This is a genomic window from Pseudomonas sp. P2S-1 (assembly GCF_057197725.1).
Map to the genome: position 1 here is coordinate 5,519,842 of NZ_CM170068.1, position 17,244 is coordinate 5,537,085.

General features: G+C 64.3%; 19 protein-coding genes. 8 read left to right on the plus strand and 11 right to left on the minus strand.

Annotated features, from left to right (window positions below; translation table 11 throughout):
• Window positions 1-81: 81 nt before the first annotated feature.
• Window positions 82-474, minus strand: coding sequence for an NUDIX hydrolase (locus AC2CQI_RS24740; RefSeq protein ID WP_075801225.1), 393 nt, complete (start codon window positions 472-474; stop codon window positions 82-84).
• Window positions 475-622: 148 nt separating this feature from the next.
• On the opposite strand from AC2CQI_RS24740, the gene AC2CQI_RS24745 reads away from it, so the two are divergent.
• The gene (locus AC2CQI_RS24745) at window positions 623-1,507 is read left to right on the plus strand and encodes a LysR substrate-binding domain-containing protein (RefSeq protein ID WP_484578178.1); all 885 of its coding nucleotides are present in this window, start codon (window positions 623-625) and stop codon (window positions 1,505-1,507) included.
• Between the two features lie 90 nt (window positions 1,508-1,597).
• Complete coding sequence (locus tag AC2CQI_RS24750) at window positions 1,598-2,524, plus strand: AEC family transporter (RefSeq protein ID WP_484578179.1); 927 nt, start codon at window positions 1,598-1,600, stop codon at window positions 2,522-2,524.
• Window positions 2,525-2,557: 33 nt separating this feature from the next.
• Here the strand turns inward: AC2CQI_RS24750 and AC2CQI_RS24755 are convergent, their stop codons facing one another.
• A complete protein-coding gene (locus AC2CQI_RS24755) occupies window positions 2,558-3,244 on the minus strand; it encodes a retron system putative HNH endonuclease (RefSeq protein ID WP_484578180.1) in 687 nt (228 codons plus the stop codon).
• Between the two features lie 6 nt (window positions 3,245-3,250).
• Window positions 3,251-4,576 (minus strand): AAA family ATPase, encoded by a 1,326-nt coding sequence (locus tag AC2CQI_RS24760; RefSeq protein WP_484578181.1) that lies wholly within the window; start codon window positions 4,574-4,576, stop codon window positions 3,251-3,253.
• Between the two features lie 166 nt (window positions 4,577-4,742).
• Here AC2CQI_RS24760 and AC2CQI_RS24765 point away from each other — a divergent pair, with 166 nt between their 5' ends.
• Both AC2CQI_RS24765 and AC2CQI_RS24770 read left to right on the plus strand, forming a co-directional pair.
• A complete protein-coding gene (locus tag AC2CQI_RS24765; protein WP_075801219.1) occupies window positions 4,743-5,387 on the plus strand; it encodes an MBL fold metallo-hydrolase in 645 nt (214 codons plus the stop codon).
• A gap of 92 nt (window positions 5,388-5,479) precedes the next feature.
• Window positions 5,480-6,175: a YiaD family glycine zipper/OmpA-like lipoprotein gene (locus tag AC2CQI_RS24770; protein ID WP_484578182.1), complete on the plus strand. Its 696-nt coding sequence runs from the start codon at window positions 5,480-5,482 to the stop codon at window positions 6,173-6,175.
• 80 nt (window positions 6,176-6,255) lie between these two features.
• On the opposite strand, the gene AC2CQI_RS24775 is transcribed toward AC2CQI_RS24770, so the two are convergent.
• From AC2CQI_RS24775 to AC2CQI_RS24785, 3 genes are read right to left on the minus strand one after another with little or no spacing between them, the layout of a single operon-like run.
• Complete coding sequence (locus AC2CQI_RS24775) at window positions 6,256-7,134, minus strand: acyltransferase (RefSeq protein WP_484578183.1); 879 nt, start codon at window positions 7,132-7,134, stop codon at window positions 6,256-6,258.
• Between the two features lie 3 nt (window positions 7,135-7,137).
• Window positions 7,138-9,234 carry a phosphate acetyltransferase gene (gene pta / locus AC2CQI_RS24780; RefSeq protein WP_075801216.1) on the minus strand — a complete coding sequence of 699 codons (2,097 nt, stop codon included), beginning with the start codon at window positions 9,232-9,234 and terminating at the stop codon, window positions 7,138-7,140.
• A gap of 34 nt (window positions 9,235-9,268) precedes the next feature.
• Window positions 9,269-9,595, minus strand: a complete 327-nt coding sequence (locus AC2CQI_RS24785; protein ID WP_075801293.1) for a DUF3565 domain-containing protein — start codon at window positions 9,593-9,595, stop codon at window positions 9,269-9,271.
• On the opposite strand from AC2CQI_RS24785, the gene AC2CQI_RS24790 reads away from it, so the two are divergent.
• From AC2CQI_RS24790 to AC2CQI_RS24800, 3 genes are all read left to right on the plus strand, one after another.
• A complete protein-coding gene (locus AC2CQI_RS24790) occupies window positions 9,564-10,049 on the plus strand; it encodes an FKBP-type peptidyl-prolyl cis-trans isomerase (RefSeq protein ID WP_075801215.1) in 486 nt (161 codons plus the stop codon). The two genes, AC2CQI_RS24785 and AC2CQI_RS24790, sit on opposite strands and share 32 nt — an antisense overlap.
• Window positions 10,050-10,205: 156 nt before the next feature.
• Window positions 10,206-10,688: a glutathione peroxidase gene (locus tag AC2CQI_RS24795; protein ID WP_075801214.1), complete on the plus strand. Its 483-nt coding sequence runs from the start codon at window positions 10,206-10,208 to the stop codon at window positions 10,686-10,688.
• A gap of 211 nt (window positions 10,689-10,899) precedes the next feature.
• On the plus strand, window positions 10,900-12,003 hold the full coding sequence (locus tag AC2CQI_RS24800; RefSeq protein WP_484578184.1) for an NADH:flavin oxidoreductase: 1,104 nt from the start codon (window positions 10,900-10,902) through the stop codon (window positions 12,001-12,003).
• On the opposite strand, the gene AC2CQI_RS24805 is transcribed toward AC2CQI_RS24800, so the two are convergent.
• Entirely contained in the window at window positions 11,972-13,189 is a 1,218-nt protein-coding gene (locus AC2CQI_RS24805) for a glycosyltransferase family 4 protein (RefSeq protein WP_075801212.1), read from the minus strand. The two genes, AC2CQI_RS24800 and AC2CQI_RS24805, sit on opposite strands and share 32 nt — an antisense overlap.
• Window positions 13,190-13,368: 179 nt before the next feature.
• On the opposite strand from AC2CQI_RS24805, the gene AC2CQI_RS24810 reads away from it, so the two are divergent.
• Window positions 13,369-14,682 carry a methyl-accepting chemotaxis protein gene (locus AC2CQI_RS24810; protein ID WP_484578185.1) on the plus strand — a complete coding sequence of 438 codons (1,314 nt, stop codon included), beginning with the start codon at window positions 13,369-13,371 and terminating at the stop codon, window positions 14,680-14,682.
• 144 nt (window positions 14,683-14,826) lie between these two features.
• Here the strand turns inward: AC2CQI_RS24810 and AC2CQI_RS24815 are convergent, their stop codons facing one another.
• From AC2CQI_RS24815 to AC2CQI_RS24830, 4 genes are read right to left on the minus strand one after another with little or no spacing between them, the layout of a single operon-like run.
• A complete protein-coding gene (locus tag AC2CQI_RS24815) occupies window positions 14,827-15,288 on the minus strand; it encodes a DoxX family protein (protein ID WP_484578186.1) in 462 nt (153 codons plus the stop codon).
• A gap of 11 nt (window positions 15,289-15,299) precedes the next feature.
• A complete protein-coding gene (locus tag AC2CQI_RS24820) occupies window positions 15,300-16,055 on the minus strand; it encodes an HvfC/BufC family peptide modification chaperone (protein ID WP_484578187.1) in 756 nt (251 codons plus the stop codon).
• Window positions 16,046-16,879 (minus strand): MNIO family bufferin maturase, encoded by an 834-nt coding sequence (bufB, locus tag AC2CQI_RS24825; protein ID WP_484578188.1) that lies wholly within the window; start codon window positions 16,877-16,879, stop codon window positions 16,046-16,048. The genes AC2CQI_RS24820 and bufB overlap by 10 nt, the downstream gene beginning before the upstream one ends.
• A 15-nt stretch (window positions 16,880-16,894) precedes the next feature.
• Window positions 16,895-17,173 (minus strand): BufA1 family periplasmic bufferin-type metallophore, encoded by a 279-nt coding sequence (locus tag AC2CQI_RS24830; RefSeq protein ID WP_484578189.1) that lies wholly within the window; start codon window positions 17,171-17,173, stop codon window positions 16,895-16,897.
• Window positions 17,174-17,244: the final 71 nt, after the last annotated feature.

Here is a 17,244-nt window from a genome sequence, read left to right on the forward strand (position 1 = left end):
GCCAGCAAACATTGGCGAGGGCGGAGGAGGGGCGGTGCATTTTGCATGACCGGCCCGGACGGGCCGTGCAAAACGCGCGGTTCAACCGGCGCAGAGGGCAGGCAGCCGGCGTAGCATCAGCGCCGTGGCATTGGCGGTGAGCGCGGTGCCGTCGAGCTGTTCGCGACGTACCCATTTACAGGCGACGATCTCGTTGTCGGCCACCGCTTCGGTGTAGTCGTCGAACTGGGTGGTGAAGACGTGATGGACGATATTGCCCACTTCAACCGAGCACAATTGCAACAGCCCAAGGCAGCGCAGCCGGGTTTCTTCTTCGAGCTCACGGGCGGCAGCCTGTACCGGCTGCTCGCCGGCTTCGACCGTGCCACCGGGGAAGTTCCACTTGCCGCCTTTCTTGCGCACCAGCAACACCTTGCCGCTGCGCAGGCAGATGATCGTGGCCCTGGCCTTGTATCTGCGTTCCTTTCCTGACATGGGTGCAATCCTGTAAATCCGTGTTCTTTTTCCCGAGACTTGTTTACTTCCGGTCAGGTTCAATTAAACGTAGTCGAAGTCGAAAGCATCTGGCGTGCCAGCGAGGCCGCCGAACAGACCATTCATCATTTCCTACGGACTTTTACCCATGTCCCTGCGTGCCTTGCGAACCCTGGTCGCCATTGCCCAACACGGCTCGTTTGCTCGTGCCGCCGAGGCGGTGCACCTCACCCAGTCGGCGGTGAGCCTGCATATCCGCGGGCTGGAGGAAGAGTTCAACGCGCCGCTCTTCGATCGCTCGCGGCGCCTGCCGGTGCTGACCGAGGCCGGGCACCTGGCCCTGGAGCGCGCGCGGGAGATCCTGGCGCTGTACGACAGCATCGCGGCGGATCTCGGCGAGGACAGCGAACTGCGCGGGCGCCTGCGGGTGGGGGCGATCCATACGGCGCTGGCGGGCATCCTGCCGGCGGCGCTGGCCGCGCTGAGCAGCGAGCACCCTCATCTGCGGGTCAACGTGCTGTCGGGAATGTCGGCGGAGCTGGCGACCCGGGTCGAGACGGGGGAACTGGACGCGGCGGTCACCACCGAGCCGGTCAAGCCGCATCCTTATGGACTGGTGAGCACGGTGCTGTACGAGGAAGGGTTCTGGATCATCGCGCCACGCGCATTGGCCGGTGTCGATTCGCGCACGCTGCTGCAGGAGCAACCCTTCTTCCGCTTCGACCGCCGCGCCTGGGCCGGGCGCACCATCGAGCGAGAGCTGCGGCGCATGCGTCTGCGGGTGCGCACCACGATGGAGCTGGATAGCCAGGAGGCGCTGATCCGCATGGTCGCCAGCGGCCTGGGGGTATCCATCGTGCCGTCGTCGGATCGGGTGCTCCAAGGGCTCGACCAGTTGGACTACCGCCCCTTCGGCGACCCGCAGCGGACCCGCAAGGTGGTCCTGATCGAACGCGAGGATCGCCCCCGAGGCCGCCTGGCAGCGGCGCTGGCCCAGGCGATCCGCCGGCAGGCTGCGCTGACCGATGAGTAAAACTTGAGGGTGGCTCAATAATTCATCGTTTTTAATCAAGCGTTCAGGTCTTTATCGTGACGGTCATCTGCTGATCGTCCGGACCCTGCCATGACCCTCGCCCTGCTGCTCGCCCTCGTGCCCATTGCCCTGCTGATCGCGCTTGGCACCTGGTTGCGCAGCAGCCAGTTCATCGCCGATGCCTTCTGGCCCCAGGCCGAGCGCCTGGGCTACTACGTGCTGCTGCCGGCGCTGTTCGTGCATGGCCTGGCAACGGCGAAGCTGGACGGCGTGCCGGTGCTGGGCATGGCCCTGGCGCTGGTGTCATCCACGGTGCTGGTGGCGATGTTGCTGGTGCTGTCGCGGCGCTGTTTCGCGGTGAGTGATGCGGCGTTCACCTCGGTGTTCCAGGGTGGGGTGCGGTTCAACAACTACGTGGGTGTGTCGGCGGCGGCGGGCCTGTTCGGCACCCAGGGCATCGCCCTGGCGGCGGTGGCCAACGCGGCCATCGTGCCGACGGTGAATATCCTCTGCGTGCTGGTGTTCGCCCGTTATGGCGCGGCGGGGCGCATGACCTGGAAAGGCGTGGCCCGGCAGATGGCCTTCAATCCGTTGTTGATGGCCTGCGCCGGCGGGATCTTCCTGCATGCCACCGGGTTGGGTCTGCCGCCGGTGATCGAGCCACTGCTGAAGGCGCTGGGGCAGGCGTCATTGCCGCTGGGCCTGCTGTGCGTGGGCGCGGCGCTGGACCTGAAGGCGGCGCGCAGTTGGGTGCGGCCGGTGGGCATGTCGTCGGTGGCGAAGTTTGTGGTGATGCCGATGGTGACCCTGGCGGCCTGTCATCTGTTCGGGCTGAGTGGCGAGGCGGCGATCGCGGCGCTGCTGTTCCAGGCGCTGCCGACGGCTTCGTCGTCGTACATCATGGCGCGGCAACTGGGTGGTGATGCGCCGCTGATGGCGGGGATCATTGCCGGGCAGACGTTGCTGGCGGGGGTGGCGTTGCCGTTGGCGGTGAGTAGCTTGTTGCCGTGGATTTGAGGGCGGCTCTCCGGAGCACCGTTGCTATAGCTCTCAACGTGCTTGCAGGAAATGCCTGATCGTGGAGGCATAGGGATCCCAGCGGGTGGTTTCGATTTCCTCTTGAAAATAGTCGTTGCGGTCTGCTTCATCCCAGGATGCGATTTCTTCGAGGTCTTCGTCCGTGAGTTTTCTGTAGGCTCTCAGGGCATTGGCTCGTGCCCCGCAAAGAGCGCTGTTGTCCAGACCGAAAACCCGGATGGTTTCGGTCGCCATGTGAGCATTTTGCGCATTCAATCCCGTTCGGATTCTGACCTCGCCCGTTGAGTGAAAGTAGAGGTAGTCATCCACCGAATGCGTGTCAGGCTTGATCAGATCGTCAGGGTTGTAAGGCTCGGCCTGTTTCCGGTCCTTGAAATGTCCGCAATGATCGTTCGAGCCGCAGGCAAGAAACAGGTTGCTCCACTCGAAAGTCAGCTCGGGAAAGCCGCGGGTTTTGTTTTTTCTTCGAAAATGCTCGATGTGTCCTTCGTGTTGGATGGCTGTTTCGCAATAGGCGCAGCGCACGCCGTATTCATGCGGCACATCGGCATCCAGGGCGGGGTTGTTCTGCAGGCGTACCAATGCCTGGCGAAGTTGTCGTTTGCATTCGCGGCCGAAGGTTTCCCAGGTATGAATCCGGTAGTCGTACTCGGCAAGGCAGTTGGGCGCGTGGATGGCAGTCCGATTCAGCGAAAGCATATTCAATCAATCCTTGCGGCTAGCGGTCTTCCGTAACTTGAACTCCTGAAAACGGATGAGCCGGTCGGCATCGAGAATGACCTGGTGCTGCGGCCCGTAGAACGCGATCAGTCGGTCTCGCAAGGCATGGCCATCATGGTCTTGCCAGGTGCCGTCCTCGATCATGGCGGTGTAGTCCGCCAGCCAGGTTGCTTCATCCACTGGCGGCACCGGGTTGACCCCCATGATCTCGTTGAGCGCCACGGCACTTTCGATACCCTTGACCTCTTGCAGTGGGCTTGTGGCATGCCATTGTCCATCGTGGTCCTGGAAGACCACTCGGATGTTTTCACTGCGGACAGTCGATAGCACCTGGGGGCTATGGGTGCTGACGATGAATTGCACTCGGGGGAATGCGTTGCGCAGGCTGGTGATAACGCGCTGTTGCCAGGCTGGATGCAAATGCAGGTCGACTTCATCGATCAGGACGACCCCGGTGGTTTCGAGGGGAGCACGGTCCAGCAGGTGGCCATTCAGGCGTACGCAGCGCAACGCCAGATCTGCGACAAGCGTGATCATCGCCCGCACGCCATCGCTGAGCAGATCAAGTGGCAAGGCACCATGATCCGGATGGGACATCGACATTTTCTTGAACGTCAGGCTGTAGTGAAAGTTGCTCCAGCCTTCATCGTTCATGACTTCGTTGACGGCATTGCTTATGCCTTGCAGGCGTGCAGCGAGCGTCGAGTTCTCGTAGCCACTCTGTTGCTGTTGTTGCAAGACGGCATAGGTCGCCTGTTCCATCCACTTTTGCAGTTGGGCAAAGTTGGAAAACACCGACAGGCAGTCTTCGTAACCCACCGTGCGGCTTTCGGTCAGCACTGCCTTGCTATTGCTGTCGTTGTGACTGACCCACAAGCGACGGGAGCTGTAATAGCAGATCACTGGAAGTGTGACCTCGGAAGACGTTCTTAGCAGGCTTTGCAGCGCCTTGCCCTGCTGTGCAAGGGGCTCAGCTTCCCGGGTGGTCGTGCGGTTCTTCGGGCCATTCAACGCGCGTTGCCAGGCGACATCCGGCTCCTCCATCTCGGCATCGATAACCACGGGAAATTGCGGTTCGTTTTCGTAGCCGTCCCCGACCTTCGCGTAGCGGGCATCCCTGCGTTCGATATGCTTTGCTATGCCGTGATCGAAGGCTCCGACAAAAGGTCCCAATGCGGCCACGATCGCTTCCAGCACCGAAGTCTTGCCTTGGCCGTTGCGGGCTGCAATGACCGTCAGCGTCGGATGGAAGTCGATCTCGAGTTCAGGAAAACGTCGATAGTTTTTCAGGCTAAGCGTGGTCAGATTCATGGATGGTCTTCTGGCTGAGTACTATTTCGTGAATATCCTGAGTGAATCAGGAAGGGACTCAGGGGATAGGACGAATGGCTGCATAGTAGCAGCGGCCCGTCGAGGGTTGATTTTCAATTTTTGAATAAACATTAAAATCGCGGCCTGCCTGTTGAAGGAATGAACCATGAATCCCGCCCCAACCGCACTTATCCGCGAAACCTTCCCCGTCGGCCCGCTACAGTGCAACTGCACCATCATCGGCGACCCCATCACCAAGAAAGCCATCGTCGTCGACCCGGGCGGCAACCCCGACCTGATCATGCAGAAGCTCGACGCCCATGGTCTGAAGGTGGTCAGCATCATCCACACCCACGCCCACCTCGATCACTTCCTCGCCTCCGGCCAGTTGAAGGAAAAGACCGGCGCGACCCTGCACCTGCACAAAGACGACCAGTTCCTTTGGGACAACCTGGAGATGCAGTGCCGCATGTTCGGCGTGCCCTATGTGCCGGTGCCTTCGCCGGACCGCTGGCTGGCGGATGACGAGGAGCTGGCCTGCGGTTGCGGCGTCGCGCTGCACACCCCCGGACACACCCCGGGCTCGATGAGCTTCTGGTTCGCCGACGCCAAGCTGCTGATCGCCGGCGACACCCTGTTCCGCCGTGGCGTGGGCCGTACCGATTTGTGGGGTGGCGATCAGGCGACTATCGTTCGTTCCATCAAACAGCGGCTGTATCGCCTCGATGAAGAGGCGACCGTGGTGGCCGGGCATGGCCCTGACACCCGTTTGGGCGAGGAAATGCGTGAGAACCCCTTCGTTCGGGCATGAGCCAAGGGAATTTTTCCTCGCCGCCGCACTCCAAGGCTGGTGGCGAACTCAAGTCAGTTTGCCACCTACACGAATTTCGCAGGAGCTTGTCCATGTTCACCATGCGTCGCTTGATTATCGTCGCTACCGCCGCTGCCCTGATGACTGGCTGTGCCAGCCAGAACCCCTATGACAACCAGGGTCAGGCGCAGGGCTCCTCAGGGATGAGCAAGACCGCCAAGTACGGCGGCCTGGGCGCGCTGGCCGGTGCCATCGCCGGTGCCGCCATCGATCACAACAACCGTGGCAAGGGCGCGCTGATCGGCGCGGCGGCCGTGGGTGCCGCGGCCGCGGGCTACGGCTACTACGCCGACAAGCAGGAAGCCGAGTTGCGCGCGAGCATGGCCAACACCGGGGTGGAAGTGCAGCGTGAAGGCGATCAGATCAAGCTGATCATGCCGGGCAACATCACCTTCGCCACCGACTCGGCGAACATCGCCCCAAGCTTCTACTCGCCGCTGAACAACCTGGCGAACTCGTTCAAGCAGTTCAGCCAGAACACCATCGAGGTGGTGGGCTTCACCGACAGCACCGGCAGCCGCCAGCACAACATGGACCTGTCGCAGCGCCGGGCGCAGGCAGTGAGCACCTACCTGACCTCGCAAGGCGTGGACGGGACCCGCGTGAGCGTGCGCGGCATGGGCCCTGACCAGCCGATCGCGAGCAACGCCGATGCCAACGGGCGGGCGCAGAACCGCCGGGTAGAAGTGAACCTGAAGCCGATTCCAGGGCAGAACTACCAGCAGTAATCTTTGCTGGCCTCATCGCCGGCAATGCCGACGCGATACCTGTGGGAGCCGGCGTTGCCGGCGATGAGGCCCTCAAGGTTTCAACGATTCAACTGCTCCAACCGCTGATCCTTCCTCTCCCACAACCGGTTGATCCACTGCTGGAACGCCACCCGGTATTCCTCGTCCTGGTCATAACTCTTGCCGAGAAACTCCTCCGGAATCGCCAGTTCCTCGAACTGCACGACGATCCGCCGCACCCGTCCGCAGAGCAGGTCCCAAAAGCCGGGCGCGCCGTCCGGATAGTGGATGGTGACGTCGATGATCGACTCCAGCTGTTCACCCATGGCGTCCAGCACAAAGGCGATCCCGCCGGCCTTCGGCTTGAGCAAATGACGGAAGGGTGACCGCTGCTGGTCATGCTTGGCCCGGGTGAAGCGCGTGCCCTCGGCGAAGTTGAAGATCGCCGTTGGCTTGCCACGGAATTTCGCGCAGGTCCTGCGCGTGGTTTCCAGGTCCTTGCCACGTTTCTCCGGGTGCTTGTCCAGGTACGCCTTGCTGTAGCGCTTCATGAACGGAAAGCCCAGCGCCCACCAGGCCAGGCCGATCACCGGCACCCAGATCAGCACCTGCTTGAGGAAGAACTTCAGCGGGCGGATGCGCCGGTTCAGAACGTATTGCAGGACGAGGATATCCACCCAGCTCTGGTGATTGCTGGTGATCAGGTAGCTGTGCTGGTAGTCGAAGCCCTCCAGCCCCTCGACCTGCCAGCGGGTACGCCCGAGCAGTTTCATCCAGCCCTTGTTGTTGCTGATCCAGGCTTCGTGGATATGCCGCATGAGTTCGTCAGTGACCCGCTGCGCCGCCGCGAACGGCAGGCACAGCTTGACCAGGCTGACGATGAACAGCGGCGTGCAGCAGGCCAGGGTGTTGAGCCCCAGCAGCAGGGCGGCGAGGGTGCCGCGCAGCTTGTCGGCCATGATTCAGAACTCCGCCGCGTGGCTGGCCTGGATCGCGGTGAGGGCGATGGTGTAGACGATGTCGTCCACCTGGGCCCCGCGCGGCAGGTCGTTCACCGGTTTGCGCAGGCCTTGCAGCATCGGCCCGAGGCTGACGCAGTCGGCGCTGCGCTGCACCGCCTTGTGCGTGGTGTTGCCGGTGTTCAGGTCAGGGAACACGAACACCGTGGCACGCCCGGCCACCGGGCTGTTGGGCGCCAGTTGCCGGGCGATGTCGCTGTTGGCGGCGGTGTCGTATTGCAACGGGCCGTCGATCTGCAGGGCGCGCTGGGTTTCCTGGGCGAGCAGGGTCGCCTCGCGGACCTTTTCCACTTCCTCGCCCGTGGCCGAGTCGCCGCTGGAGTAGCTGATCATCGCGACACGCGGGGTAATGCCGAAGGACTCGGCGGAGTCGGCGCTCTGCAGGGCGATTTCCGCCAGCTCGGCGGCGCTCGGGTGCGGGTTCATCACGCAATCACCGTACACCAGCACCTGCTCGGGGAAGAGCATGAAGAACACCGAGGACACCAGGCTGCAGCCCGGCGCGGTCTTGATCAACTGCAGGGCCGGACGAATGGTGTTGGCGGTGGAGTGGACCAGGCCGGAGACCAGGCCGTCGACTTCGTCCAGGGCCAGCATCATGGTGCCGATCACCACCGGGTCTTCCAGTTGCTGCTCGGCCATCGGCGCGTTCAGGCTCTTGCTCTTGCGCAGGCTGACCATAGGCTCGACGTAGCGCTCGCGGATCAGGTCCGGGTCGAGGATCTCCAGGCCTTCCGGCAGGCTGATGCCCTGGGCCCGGGCCACGGCCTGGACGTCCTCCGGCTTGGCCAGCAGCACGCAGCGGGCGATGCCGCGGGCCTGGCAGATGGCGGCGGCCTGCACGGTCATGGGTTCGGCGCCTTCGGGCAGGACGATGCGCTTGTTCGCCGCCTGGGCCTGCTGGATCAGGCGGTAGCGGAACACCGCCGGCGACAGGCGCATTTCCCGTGGCGTGCCGCAGCGCTGGTTGAGCCAGTCGGCATCCAGGTGGCTGGCGACGAAGTCGGTGATGATCTCCGCCCGCTCGCGGTCGTCCACCGGGATTTCCTTGTTGAGCTGGTTGAGCTGGTTGGCGGTGTCGTAGGAGCCGGTGCTCACCGAGAGGATCGGCAGGCCGGCGAGCAGGGCGCCCTGGCACAACTCGAGGATGCGCGGGTCGGGCTTGCTGTCGCTGGTCAGCAGCAGGCCGGCCAGGGGCACGCCGTTGATCGCGGCGAGGCTGACGGCGAGGATGATGTCGTCGCGGTCGCCCGGGGTCACCACCAGGGTGCCGGGCTTGAGCAGCGGCACGGTATTGGCCACGGTGCGGGCGCAGAGAATGATCTTGTTCATGCGCCGGGTTTCGTAGTCACCGGCGTTGAGCACCTGGGCGCCGAGCAGGTCGGCGACGTCACGAGTGCGCGGGTCGTTGAGCCCGGCCTGGAACGGGATGCAGCCGAGCAGGCGGAAGTCGCCGCTGCGCAGCAGGGGCGAGTGCTCGCGCAGGCGGCTGGCGAACTCGGCCATGCCCTCGTCGCTGCGCACCTTGTTGAGGATCACGCCGAGCACCTTTGGATCGCGCGGGCCGCCGAACAGCTGAGCCTGCAGTTCGACGCGGCCAGAGAGTTCGGCAAGCACGTCGTTTTCCGGCGCGGAGACCAGGATCACCTCGGCGTCGAGGCTCTTGGCCAGGTGCTGGTTGACCCGTGCCGCGTAGCTGGCGTGGCGGGTCGGGACCATGCCCTCGACCACCAGCACGTCCTTGTCGACGCAGGCCTGCTGGTAGAGGGTGATGATTTCTTCCAGCAGCTCGTCCAGTTGGCCTTCGCCGAGCATGCGCTCGACATGGGCCAGGCTCAGGGGCGTGGGCGGTTTCAGGCCGTGGGTGCGCGAGACCAGTTCGGTGGAGCGCTCCGGGCCGGTGTCACCGGGGTGCGGCTGGGCGATCGGCTTGAAGAAGCCGACCTTCAGGCCGGCCCGTTCCAGGGTGCGGACCAGGCCGAGGCTGATGGACGTCAGGCCGACGCCGAAGTCGGTCGGCGCGATGAAAAAAGTTTGCATGCGGACTTCTCGAATTGAGCGAGTGCAAAAAGCGTCAATTGCCAAGGGTATCGCTATCGGCCCCTTTCGCGCACCAGCCGCAGGCAAAAGCCTGGCCGATGCGGCGCTGGCGCTCGTCGGCGTCGAGCACCCAGGGCCGCGACTGCCAGGGCGGCTGGTGGCGCAGATGCTGGGTGTGGCCGCAGGACAGATCGACCACCCAATGGCCGTCTTCGTCCTGATGGAAACCCTCGATCCGGCTGACCCGTTTGTCCGGGTTGCGTTCGCTTTCGGCCGATGCGTTGGTTACACTTGGCCCTTCATACTTCTTATGCAAAAGGTCTCGCCCCATGCTGATCGCCGCCAACAAGGCTGTCTCCATCGACTATACCCTGACCAACGACGCCGGTGAGGTCATCGACAGCTCCGCCGGCGGCGCGCCGCTGGTGTATCTGCACGGCGCCGCCAACATCATCCCGGGCCTGGAAAAAGCCCTGGAAGGCAAGGGCGTCGGCGAAGAGCTGGACGTCACCATCGAGCCGGAAGACGCCTACGGCGAATACCTGGCCGAGCTGGTCAGCACCCTGAACCGCAGCATGTTCGAAGGTGTCGACCAACTGGAAGTCGGCATGCAGTTCCACGCTTCGGCGCCGGACGGCCAGATGCAGATCGTCACCATTCGTGACCTGGACGGCGACGACGTCACCGTCGACGGCAACCACCCACTGGCTGGCCAGCGCCTGAACTTCAAGGTGAAAGTGGTCAACGTGCGTGACGCCAGCGAAGAAGAAATCGCCCATGGCCACGTCCATGGCGAAGGTGGCCATCACCACTGATTTTCTGCGCTAAGCTCAGAGAGTCGCGAAGGCGCCTTGTCCTTCCGTCGTGCAGTCCCGCAAGGGCGCATGCGGCAGGCCAGGCGCCTTTTTAGTGGACCGCGTTCGTGGTCGGCCGCCGGGATGACCGGGATCCGTCGTAGAGGGGAGTACGTCATGAGTGCATTTCACGACCTGAAACTGCAAGCGCTGAACGGCCAGGACCTGTCGCTGGCACCGTTCAAGGGCCAGGTGGTGCTGGTGGTCAATGTCGCCTCCAAATGTGGCCTGACGCCGCAGTACGCGGCGCTGGAAAATCTCCATCAGCAATACAAGGCCAAGGGCTTCAGCGTGCTGGGCCTGCCGTGCAACCAGTTTGCCGGGCAGGAGCCGGGCAGCGAGGAAGAGATCGCTCAGTTCTGCAGCCTCAACTATGGGGTGAGCTTCCCGCTGGGGGGCAAGCTGGAGGTCAACGGTGCGCACCGGCATCCGCTGTATCGCCTGCTGGCGGGCGAGGGCGCGGAGTTTCCCGGGGATATCACCTGGAACTTCGAGAAGTTCCTGGTGGGCAAGGACGGGCGGGTGCTGGCCCGGTTTTCGCCGCGGACCGCGCCGGATGATCCGGCGGTGGTGCAGGCGATCGAGAAGGCATTGGCCTGATTTCTCTGGTGACCTTTCTGGCCTCATCGCTGGCAAGCCAGCTCCCACAGTGACCGCGTGCACCGCGAAACCTGTGGGAGCTGGCTTGCCAGCGATGAGGCCCGGAAGAACAACACAAAATCTTTGCTCCCCAATCACCCGGATCAATAGTACTCGTCCCCCCACCTCACCCATCCTATGCTCAGGCGCCTTTCATCCCGAGGAGCGCCACATGTCCGCCACCGCACTGTTCACGCCTTTCCAACTGGGCGCCCTGGAACTGCCGACCCGCGTGGTCATGGCCCCGATGACCCGCACCTTCTGCCCCGGCGGCGTGCCTCATGCCAAGGTGGTCGACTACTACCGTCGCCGCGCTGCCGCCGGTGTCGGCCTGATCATCACCGAGGGCACCACCGTCGACCACAAGGCCGCCAATGGCTACCCCAACGTCCCGCGCTTCCACGGTGAAGATGCCCTGGCCGGCTGGAAAAAGGTGGTCGACGCCGTCCACGCCGAGGGCGGGCGCATCGTGCCGCAACTGTGGCACGTGGGCATGGTCCGTCGCCTCGGCACCGAGCCGGACGCCAGCGTCCCGGGCTACGGCCCGAGTGAGAAACTCAAGGACGACCAGGTGGTGGTCCATGGCATGACCCGCGAGGATATCCAGGCCGTCATCGCCGCCTTCACCCAGGCCGCCAAGGACGCCCAGGCCATCGGCATGGACGGCGTGGAGATCCACGGCGCCCACGGCTACCTGATCGACCAGTTCTTCTGGGAGGCCAGCAACCGTCGCGATGACGAGTACGGCGGTGACCTGGCCGGCCGCTCGCGTTTCGCCATCGAGCTGATCCAGGCGGTCCGCGCCGCCGTCGGCCCGGACTTCCCGATCATCTTCCGCTTCTCCCAGTGGAAACAGCAGGACTACAGCGCGCGCCTGGTCACCACGCCAGAAGCCCTGGGCGATTTCCTCAAGCCGCTGGCCGATGCCGGTGTGGATATCTTCCACTGCTCGACCCGACGCTTCTGGGAGCCGGAGTTCGAAGGCTCGTCCCTGAACCTGGCCGGCTGGACCCGCCAGCTCACCGGCAAACCGACCATCACCGTCGGCAGCGTCGGCCTGGATGGCGAGTTCCTGCAGTTCATGGTCGATACCGACAAGGTGGCGCAACCGGCCAGCCTGGAAAACCTGCTGCAACGCCTCGACGCCGAGGAGTTCGACCTGGTGGCGGTAGGGCGTGCGCTGCTGGTGGATCCGCAGTGGGCGGCCAAGGTACGCGACGGCCGCGAGGGCGAGATCCTGCCGTTCAGCCGTGAGGCGCTGACGAGCCTGGTTTGACCAGCAGCCCGGGCCCGCTCTTGACGGCGGGCTCGGGCCGCAGTGGCTCGCAGGCGCTGCGCAGGTGTTCCTCGAACTGCTCGACGATCGCCGGCCAGCCCTGGCGGCTGGCGTGCTGGCGGGCATTGAGGCGAACCCGGCGCAGGGTCTCGCCGTCTTCCAGCAGCCAGCAGGCGGCATCGATGAAGGCTGCGGCATCGCCCGGCATCGCCAGCGCGCCGTTATGACCATGGCGGATATGCTGGGCTGCTGCGGCCTCGTCGTAAGCGACGACGCCCAGTCCTGAAGACAGCGCTTCCAATACCACGTTGCCGAAGGTTTCGGTCAGGCTCGGAAACAGGAAGATGTCACCGCTGGCATAGTGCCTGGCCAGTTGTTCACCACGCTGCGGACCGCAGAAGATGGCGTCCGGCAGTTGCGCCTGCAAGGCCGCCCACTGCGGGCCGTCGCCAACGATCACCAGGCGCATGCGCTGCTTCGGATATTTGCGTTGCAACTCCTCCAGGGTGCGCCCGAGCATGCCCAGGTTCTTTTCCGCTGCCAGCCGTCCGACATAGAGCAAGGCGATATCGTCAGGGCCCAACCCCCACTGTTCGCGCAGCGCCGGATTGCGACGTGCCGGGTTGAACAGGCAACTGTCGACACCTCGGGAAAGCAGGGCCAGACGCTCGAAACCGCGCCGTTCCAGGGACAGGCGCTGGCTAGGGCTCGGCACCAGGGTGCTGTGGGTACGGTGGTGGAACCAGCGCAGGTAGTTGGTCAGTGCCCGGGCCAGCAGGCCGAGGCCGTACTGGTTGGAGTACTGCTGGAAATTGGTGTGGAAGCCGCTGACCACGGTGATCCCCAGGCGCCGGGCGGCGCGCAGGGCGCTCAGGCCCAGCGGGCCTTCGGTGGCGATGTAGAGCACGTCCGGGCGATCCCGGCGCCAGCGCCGCAACAGCTTGTGCATCGACACCTGGCCCCACTGCAACCCCGGATAGCCCGGCAGCGGCCAACCGCGACAGAGCAACTGGTCGGCGTTGGTCTGCCCGGGCGGATCGTCGTTCTGGCGCGGCCGCACCAGTTCCACTCGGTGGCCGCGCTGGCGCAGGCCGTCGCTGAGGCGGCCAAGGGTGTTGGCCACGCCGTTGATTTCCGGTGGGAAGGTTTCACTGATAAGGGTGATGTGCAGCGGGAGTGTCGTCATGGTGCCCAGTCTCCGGCGGGCAAATGGCGCCTGGATGACGCTCGGGTGACAACTGCATGACGCCCGATATCCGGCATTTTTCGCGATCAAATATTCCGCTTTTATTGCTCAAGAATGACACCCCGCCAGCCGATGCAGTGGGCATTCCCCGATGACGATAGCGCTCCAGGAGAGCGGTGATGTTCAACAGCAAACTGAAGAAAGAAAACGAAGAACTGCGTGAAAGACTGCTGAGCCTGGAACAGGTCAAGGACAGCCTGGACAGCGAGATGCTGGTCCTGCAACTGGACCCGAGCGGGCGCATCGAGTCGGCGAACATCAATTTCGAGAAGGAGATGGGCTGGAGCAGTTCGCAACTGGTCGGCCGGTCTATCGAGGAGATCGTTCCGGCCCACGTCAAGCCGCTGGATTTCTACCAGCGCATGAAGCAGGCCATCGCCCGTGGCGAACACCTCAACGGCGCCTTCCGCCTGCTGCGTGGCAACGGTGAAGAAGCCTGGCTGCGCTCGATCCTGCAACCGGTCAAGGACGGTAACGGGCGCATCAAGTACTTCACCATGCACTCCAGCGACCTGACCCGGACCATCGAGGCCTCCCGCGAGCACGAGAGCCTGATCAAGGCGCTGATGCGTTCCACGGCGGTGATCGAGTTCAACCTCAACGGCGAAGTGCTGTCGGCCAACGACCGTTTCCTGCGCACCATGGGCTACAGCCTTGAACAGGTACGCGGCAAACACCACCGCATGTTCTGCGAGCCGGAAGAGTACAACTCTGCCGAGTACCAGGCGTTCTGGGACAAGCTGCGCCGGGGCGAATTCATCGCCGAGCGTTTCAAGCGCGTCGATGCCCATGGTCGCACTGTCTGGCTGGAGGCTTCGTACAACCCGATCATCGATGCCCATGACGTGCTCTACAAGGTCGTCAAGTTCGCCACCGTGATCACCGAGCAGGTGAACCAGGAAAACGCCGTCGCCCAGGCGGCCGACATCGCCTACACCAACTCCCTGGCCACTGACACCAGCGCACGTCGTGCCACCGAGGTGGTGACCCAGACCGTCGATGTGATGCGTGGCCTGGAGTCCTACATGCAGGACGCCGCCAATGGCATCCAGGCGCTGGACAAGCAGTCCCAGGTGATCGGCTCGATCATCAAGACCATCAGCGACATCGCCGGGCAGACCAACCTGCTGGCGCTCAACGCCGCCATTGAAGCGGCCCGTGCCGGCGAGCAGGGCCGTGGTTTCGCCGTGGTCGCCGACGAAGTCCGCCAACTGGCTTCGCGCACCAGCACCGCCACCGAGGAAATCGCCCGGGTGGTGCAGCAGAACGAGCAACTGGCCAAGGCCGCGGTGGACATCATCGACAGCAGCAAGCGCCAGGCCGAGCAGGGGTTGGAGCTGGCGGGGCAGACCGGGACGGTGATTACCGAAATCCAGGATGGCGCGCAGAAGGTGGTGAATGCGGTGGGGCAGTTCTCCAATCAGTTGAGATAACTGTACCGGTTGTAGGAGCGTGGCTTGCCCGCGATGGACCGCGCAGCGGTCCCAAAATCGGGTTGTCGCCATCATTTTGGGGACCGCTGCGCGGTCCATCGCGGGCAAGCCACGCTCCTACAAGATTGCGCCGAAACTAACTCCTCAGCGAACCCGCCACAACCGGTCCAGCGACCAGCCTCCACCGCCCCGCGCGATCAGCAGCAACAGCAATCCCGCCCAGGTCAGATGCGTCGGCCAGGCATCCGGATAGACGAAGATCTCGATCAACAGGGTCATGCCCAGCAAGGCCAGCGCCGCGCCACGGGTGAACAACCCCAGGACCAGCAACAGCGGAAACAGATGCTCGGCGTAGGTCGCCAGGTAGGCGGCCAGGTGCGGCGGGACCAGCGGCAGCATGTACTCGCTGCGAAACAGTTCGAAGGTGCCCGGGGTCAGGGTCAGCAGGCCCTCGACCTTGGTGCGCCCGGACAGGAAGAACACCCCGGCGATGGCCAGGCGCGCGACCAGGCTCAGGACGGAGTCGTCGAGCAGCCGTTGCGCCGCGTCGGCCATACGGTTGTAGAGCGAGCGCGAACAGTGCGGGGTGGTTTGACTGATATCCATGACGGACTCCTTCAATCGAGCGTCAGAGGGCGGAACGCCCGGGCGCGCAGCAGGCGTCCGAGCAGGTCGGTGAAATCGAGGTCGGGCCGGATCGCCAGGGCCCGGGACGAGGCGTGATCGAGGGTGTCGCCGGCGGCGCAGGCGTCGAGGAATGCGCACCCTGCTGGCTCCAGTGCCTGATGGGCGACGCCGTCCGGGTCACCGACCAGCAGCGCGCCCTCGCCCTGCCACGGCACCTGGTCGTGCCAGTCCAGCCCCTCGCGGTTGTAGTGCCAGAGGCTGTAGACCGGGTGGGTTTTACACCAGCGCCAGCGCACCGAACGGCGTGGCATCAGGTTCAGGTTGGCCAGGTCGCTGGCGGTGATGCCGGTGAGTGCAGCGAGGTCGAGTGCCGGGTCGTCAGGTGCGCAGAAGGCGCTCAGCCAGTCGTGATCGAGGCGGGCCACGTCGGCCAGCCAGGGCAGTTCGACAAGGTTGGGCAGGGCGGCGAGCCAGGCCGGGAAGTTCGCCCCGTACAACACCAGTCGTGCATCCTCGGGTGGCGAAGCCAATGCATAGGCGCTGGCTGCCGCGTGCATCCAGTCGCTGCCGACCAGGCGTTCGACACTGGGGAAGTTGGCGCACAGCGCATCGACATAGCCCTTCAGCACCGTGTTGCGGTACACCGCGAATGCCGGCTGGGCGGTCAGGTCGAGCAACGCAGGGGCCGGGCGCTGGTAAAGCGCTGCGACGAAGGCGTCCTGGAATTCTCCGAGTTTCATGAGCATTCCTCCGCTTGATCGAGAAGGCGCTGGGCCGTCTCGCGTTCGCCCAGCAGTTCGCCGAAGGCGGGAATGGCGTCGTCGCGCTCGATCAGGGTCGGACGCGGGCCGATGCGCTGGATCAGTTGTCGGTACAGCGCCCAGACCGGCTCGGCAACGGCCGCGGCATGGGAGTCGATCAGCAGGTTGCCGGTATCGTCGTCGCTGAAACCGGCCAGATGGATTTCGGCGACCAGCGCCGCAGGCACTCGCTCCAGCCAGGCGCTGGCGCTGTAGCCGAGATTGTGGGCGCTGACATGGACGTTGTTGACGTCCAGCAGCAGGGCACAGCCGGTACGCCGGGCGAGTTCGCCGAGGAAGTCGACCTCGTCCCAGTCGTGCCCGTCCAGACGCAGGTAATGGCTGGGGTTTTCCACAGCGATACGCCGGCCCAGCGCCTCCTGGGTGCGCTGGACGTTGTCGGCGATACGCCCCAGCGCCTCGCTGGTGCGTGGAAAGGGCAGCAGGTCCGGATGATAGGTGCCGCGCCAGGCCGACCAGGCCAGGTGCTCGGAAACCAGCAGCGGATCGAGCAGGTCCACCAGGTCGCGAAGACGGCCCAGATGTGCTTCATCCGGGGCTGCATCCGCTGCCAGGGACAGCGAGACCCCGTGCAGCGACAGCGGATGACGTTCGCCGATCCGCTGCAGCCAGGCACGACGCGGACCGCCGACCATGTAGTTTTCCGGATTGACCTCGAACCACAGGCCCGGGGCCGTGCAGGCCAGGGCTTCGGCGTAATGCTCCGCCTTGAGGCCGAGGCCTGCGCCGATGTGCTTGCACGGGTTCATGGCCGGCGCTCCGGGTCAGGACTTCAGCGGGGTCAGCGAGCCCATGCCGTTGGGCGTCTTGATCGAGGTGCAGGTGCCGGCGGGGACGTTCTTCCAGGCGTTGCCCTGATAGTCCATCTTCGCCGTACCGGCGCAGGTGGTGCCGGCACCGGCCTTGCAATCGTTCTTGCCGGCCATGGCCACGCCGTAGCATTTCTCCATGGCCGGGGCCTGGGCCTTTGTGTCGTCGGCATGCACGGTACCGGCCAGGGCAGCGAGGGCGAGGGCAGCGGTGGCGAGGGTGAGGTTGTTCATGGTGCAGTCTCCACAGGGTTGGATGGCCGCGGTGATTTACCGCCGGCTCCTGGAGTAATTCGCCGGGGAAT

Bases quoted from the DNA above. Each gene is read 5' to 3' on its own strand.
- AC2CQI_RS24790 (WP_075801215.1), top strand. From the start codon at position 9,564: ATGCTGATCGCCGCCAACAAGGCTGTCTCCATCGACTATACCCTGACC.
- AC2CQI_RS24795 (WP_075801214.1), top strand. From the start codon at position 10,206: ATGAGTGCATTTCACGACCTGAAACTGCAAGCGCTGAACGGCCAGGAC.
- AC2CQI_RS24800 (WP_484578184.1), top strand. From the start codon at position 10,900: ATGTCCGCCACCGCACTGTTCACGCCTTTCCAACTGGGCGCCCTGGAA.
- AC2CQI_RS24765 (WP_075801219.1), top strand. From the start codon at position 4,743: ATGAATCCCGCCCCAACCGCACTTATCCGCGAAACCTTCCCCGTCGGC.
- AC2CQI_RS24815 (WP_484578186.1), bottom strand. From the start codon at position 15,288: ATGGATATCAGTCAAACCACCCCGCACTGTTCGCGCTCGCTCTACAAC.
- AC2CQI_RS24770 (WP_484578182.1), top strand. From the start codon at position 5,480: ATGTTCACCATGCGTCGCTTGATTATCGTCGCTACCGCCGCTGCCCTG.
- pta (WP_075801216.1), bottom strand. From the start codon at position 9,234: ATGCAAACTTTTTTCATCGCGCCGACCGACTTCGGCGTCGGCCTGACG.
- AC2CQI_RS24745 (WP_484578178.1), top strand. From the start codon at position 623: ATGTCCCTGCGTGCCTTGCGAACCCTGGTCGCCATTGCCCAACACGGC.
- AC2CQI_RS24755 (WP_484578180.1), bottom strand. From the start codon at position 3,244: ATGCTTTCGCTGAATCGGACTGCCATCCACGCGCCCAACTGCCTTGCC.
- AC2CQI_RS24805 (WP_075801212.1), bottom strand. From the start codon at position 13,189: ATGACGACACTCCCGCTGCACATCACCCTTATCAGTGAAACCTTCCCA.
- AC2CQI_RS24750 (WP_484578179.1), top strand. From the start codon at position 1,598: ATGACCCTCGCCCTGCTGCTCGCCCTCGTGCCCATTGCCCTGCTGATC.
- AC2CQI_RS24740 (WP_075801225.1), bottom strand. From the start codon at position 474: ATGTCAGGAAAGGAACGCAGATACAAGGCCAGGGCCACGATCATCTGC.
- AC2CQI_RS24820 (WP_484578187.1), bottom strand. From the start codon at position 16,055: ATGCTCATGAAACTCGGAGAATTCCAGGACGCCTTCGTCGCAGCGCTT.
- AC2CQI_RS24785 (WP_075801293.1), bottom strand. From the start codon at position 9,595: ATGGAGACAGCCTTGTTGGCGGCGATCAGCATGGGGCGAGACCTTTTG.
- AC2CQI_RS24760 (WP_484578181.1), bottom strand. From the start codon at position 4,576: ATGAATCTGACCACGCTTAGCCTGAAAAACTATCGACGTTTTCCTGAA.
- AC2CQI_RS24810 (WP_484578185.1), top strand. From the start codon at position 13,369: ATGTTCAACAGCAAACTGAAGAAAGAAAACGAAGAACTGCGTGAAAGA.
- AC2CQI_RS24830 (WP_484578189.1), bottom strand. From the start codon at position 17,173: ATGAACAACCTCACCCTCGCCACCGCTGCCCTCGCCCTCGCTGCCCTG.
- AC2CQI_RS24775 (WP_484578183.1), bottom strand. From the start codon at position 7,134: ATGGCCGACAAGCTGCGCGGCACCCTCGCCGCCCTGCTGCTGGGGCTC.
- bufB (WP_484578188.1), bottom strand. From the start codon at position 16,879: ATGAACCCGTGCAAGCACATCGGCGCAGGCCTCGGCCTCAAGGCGGAG.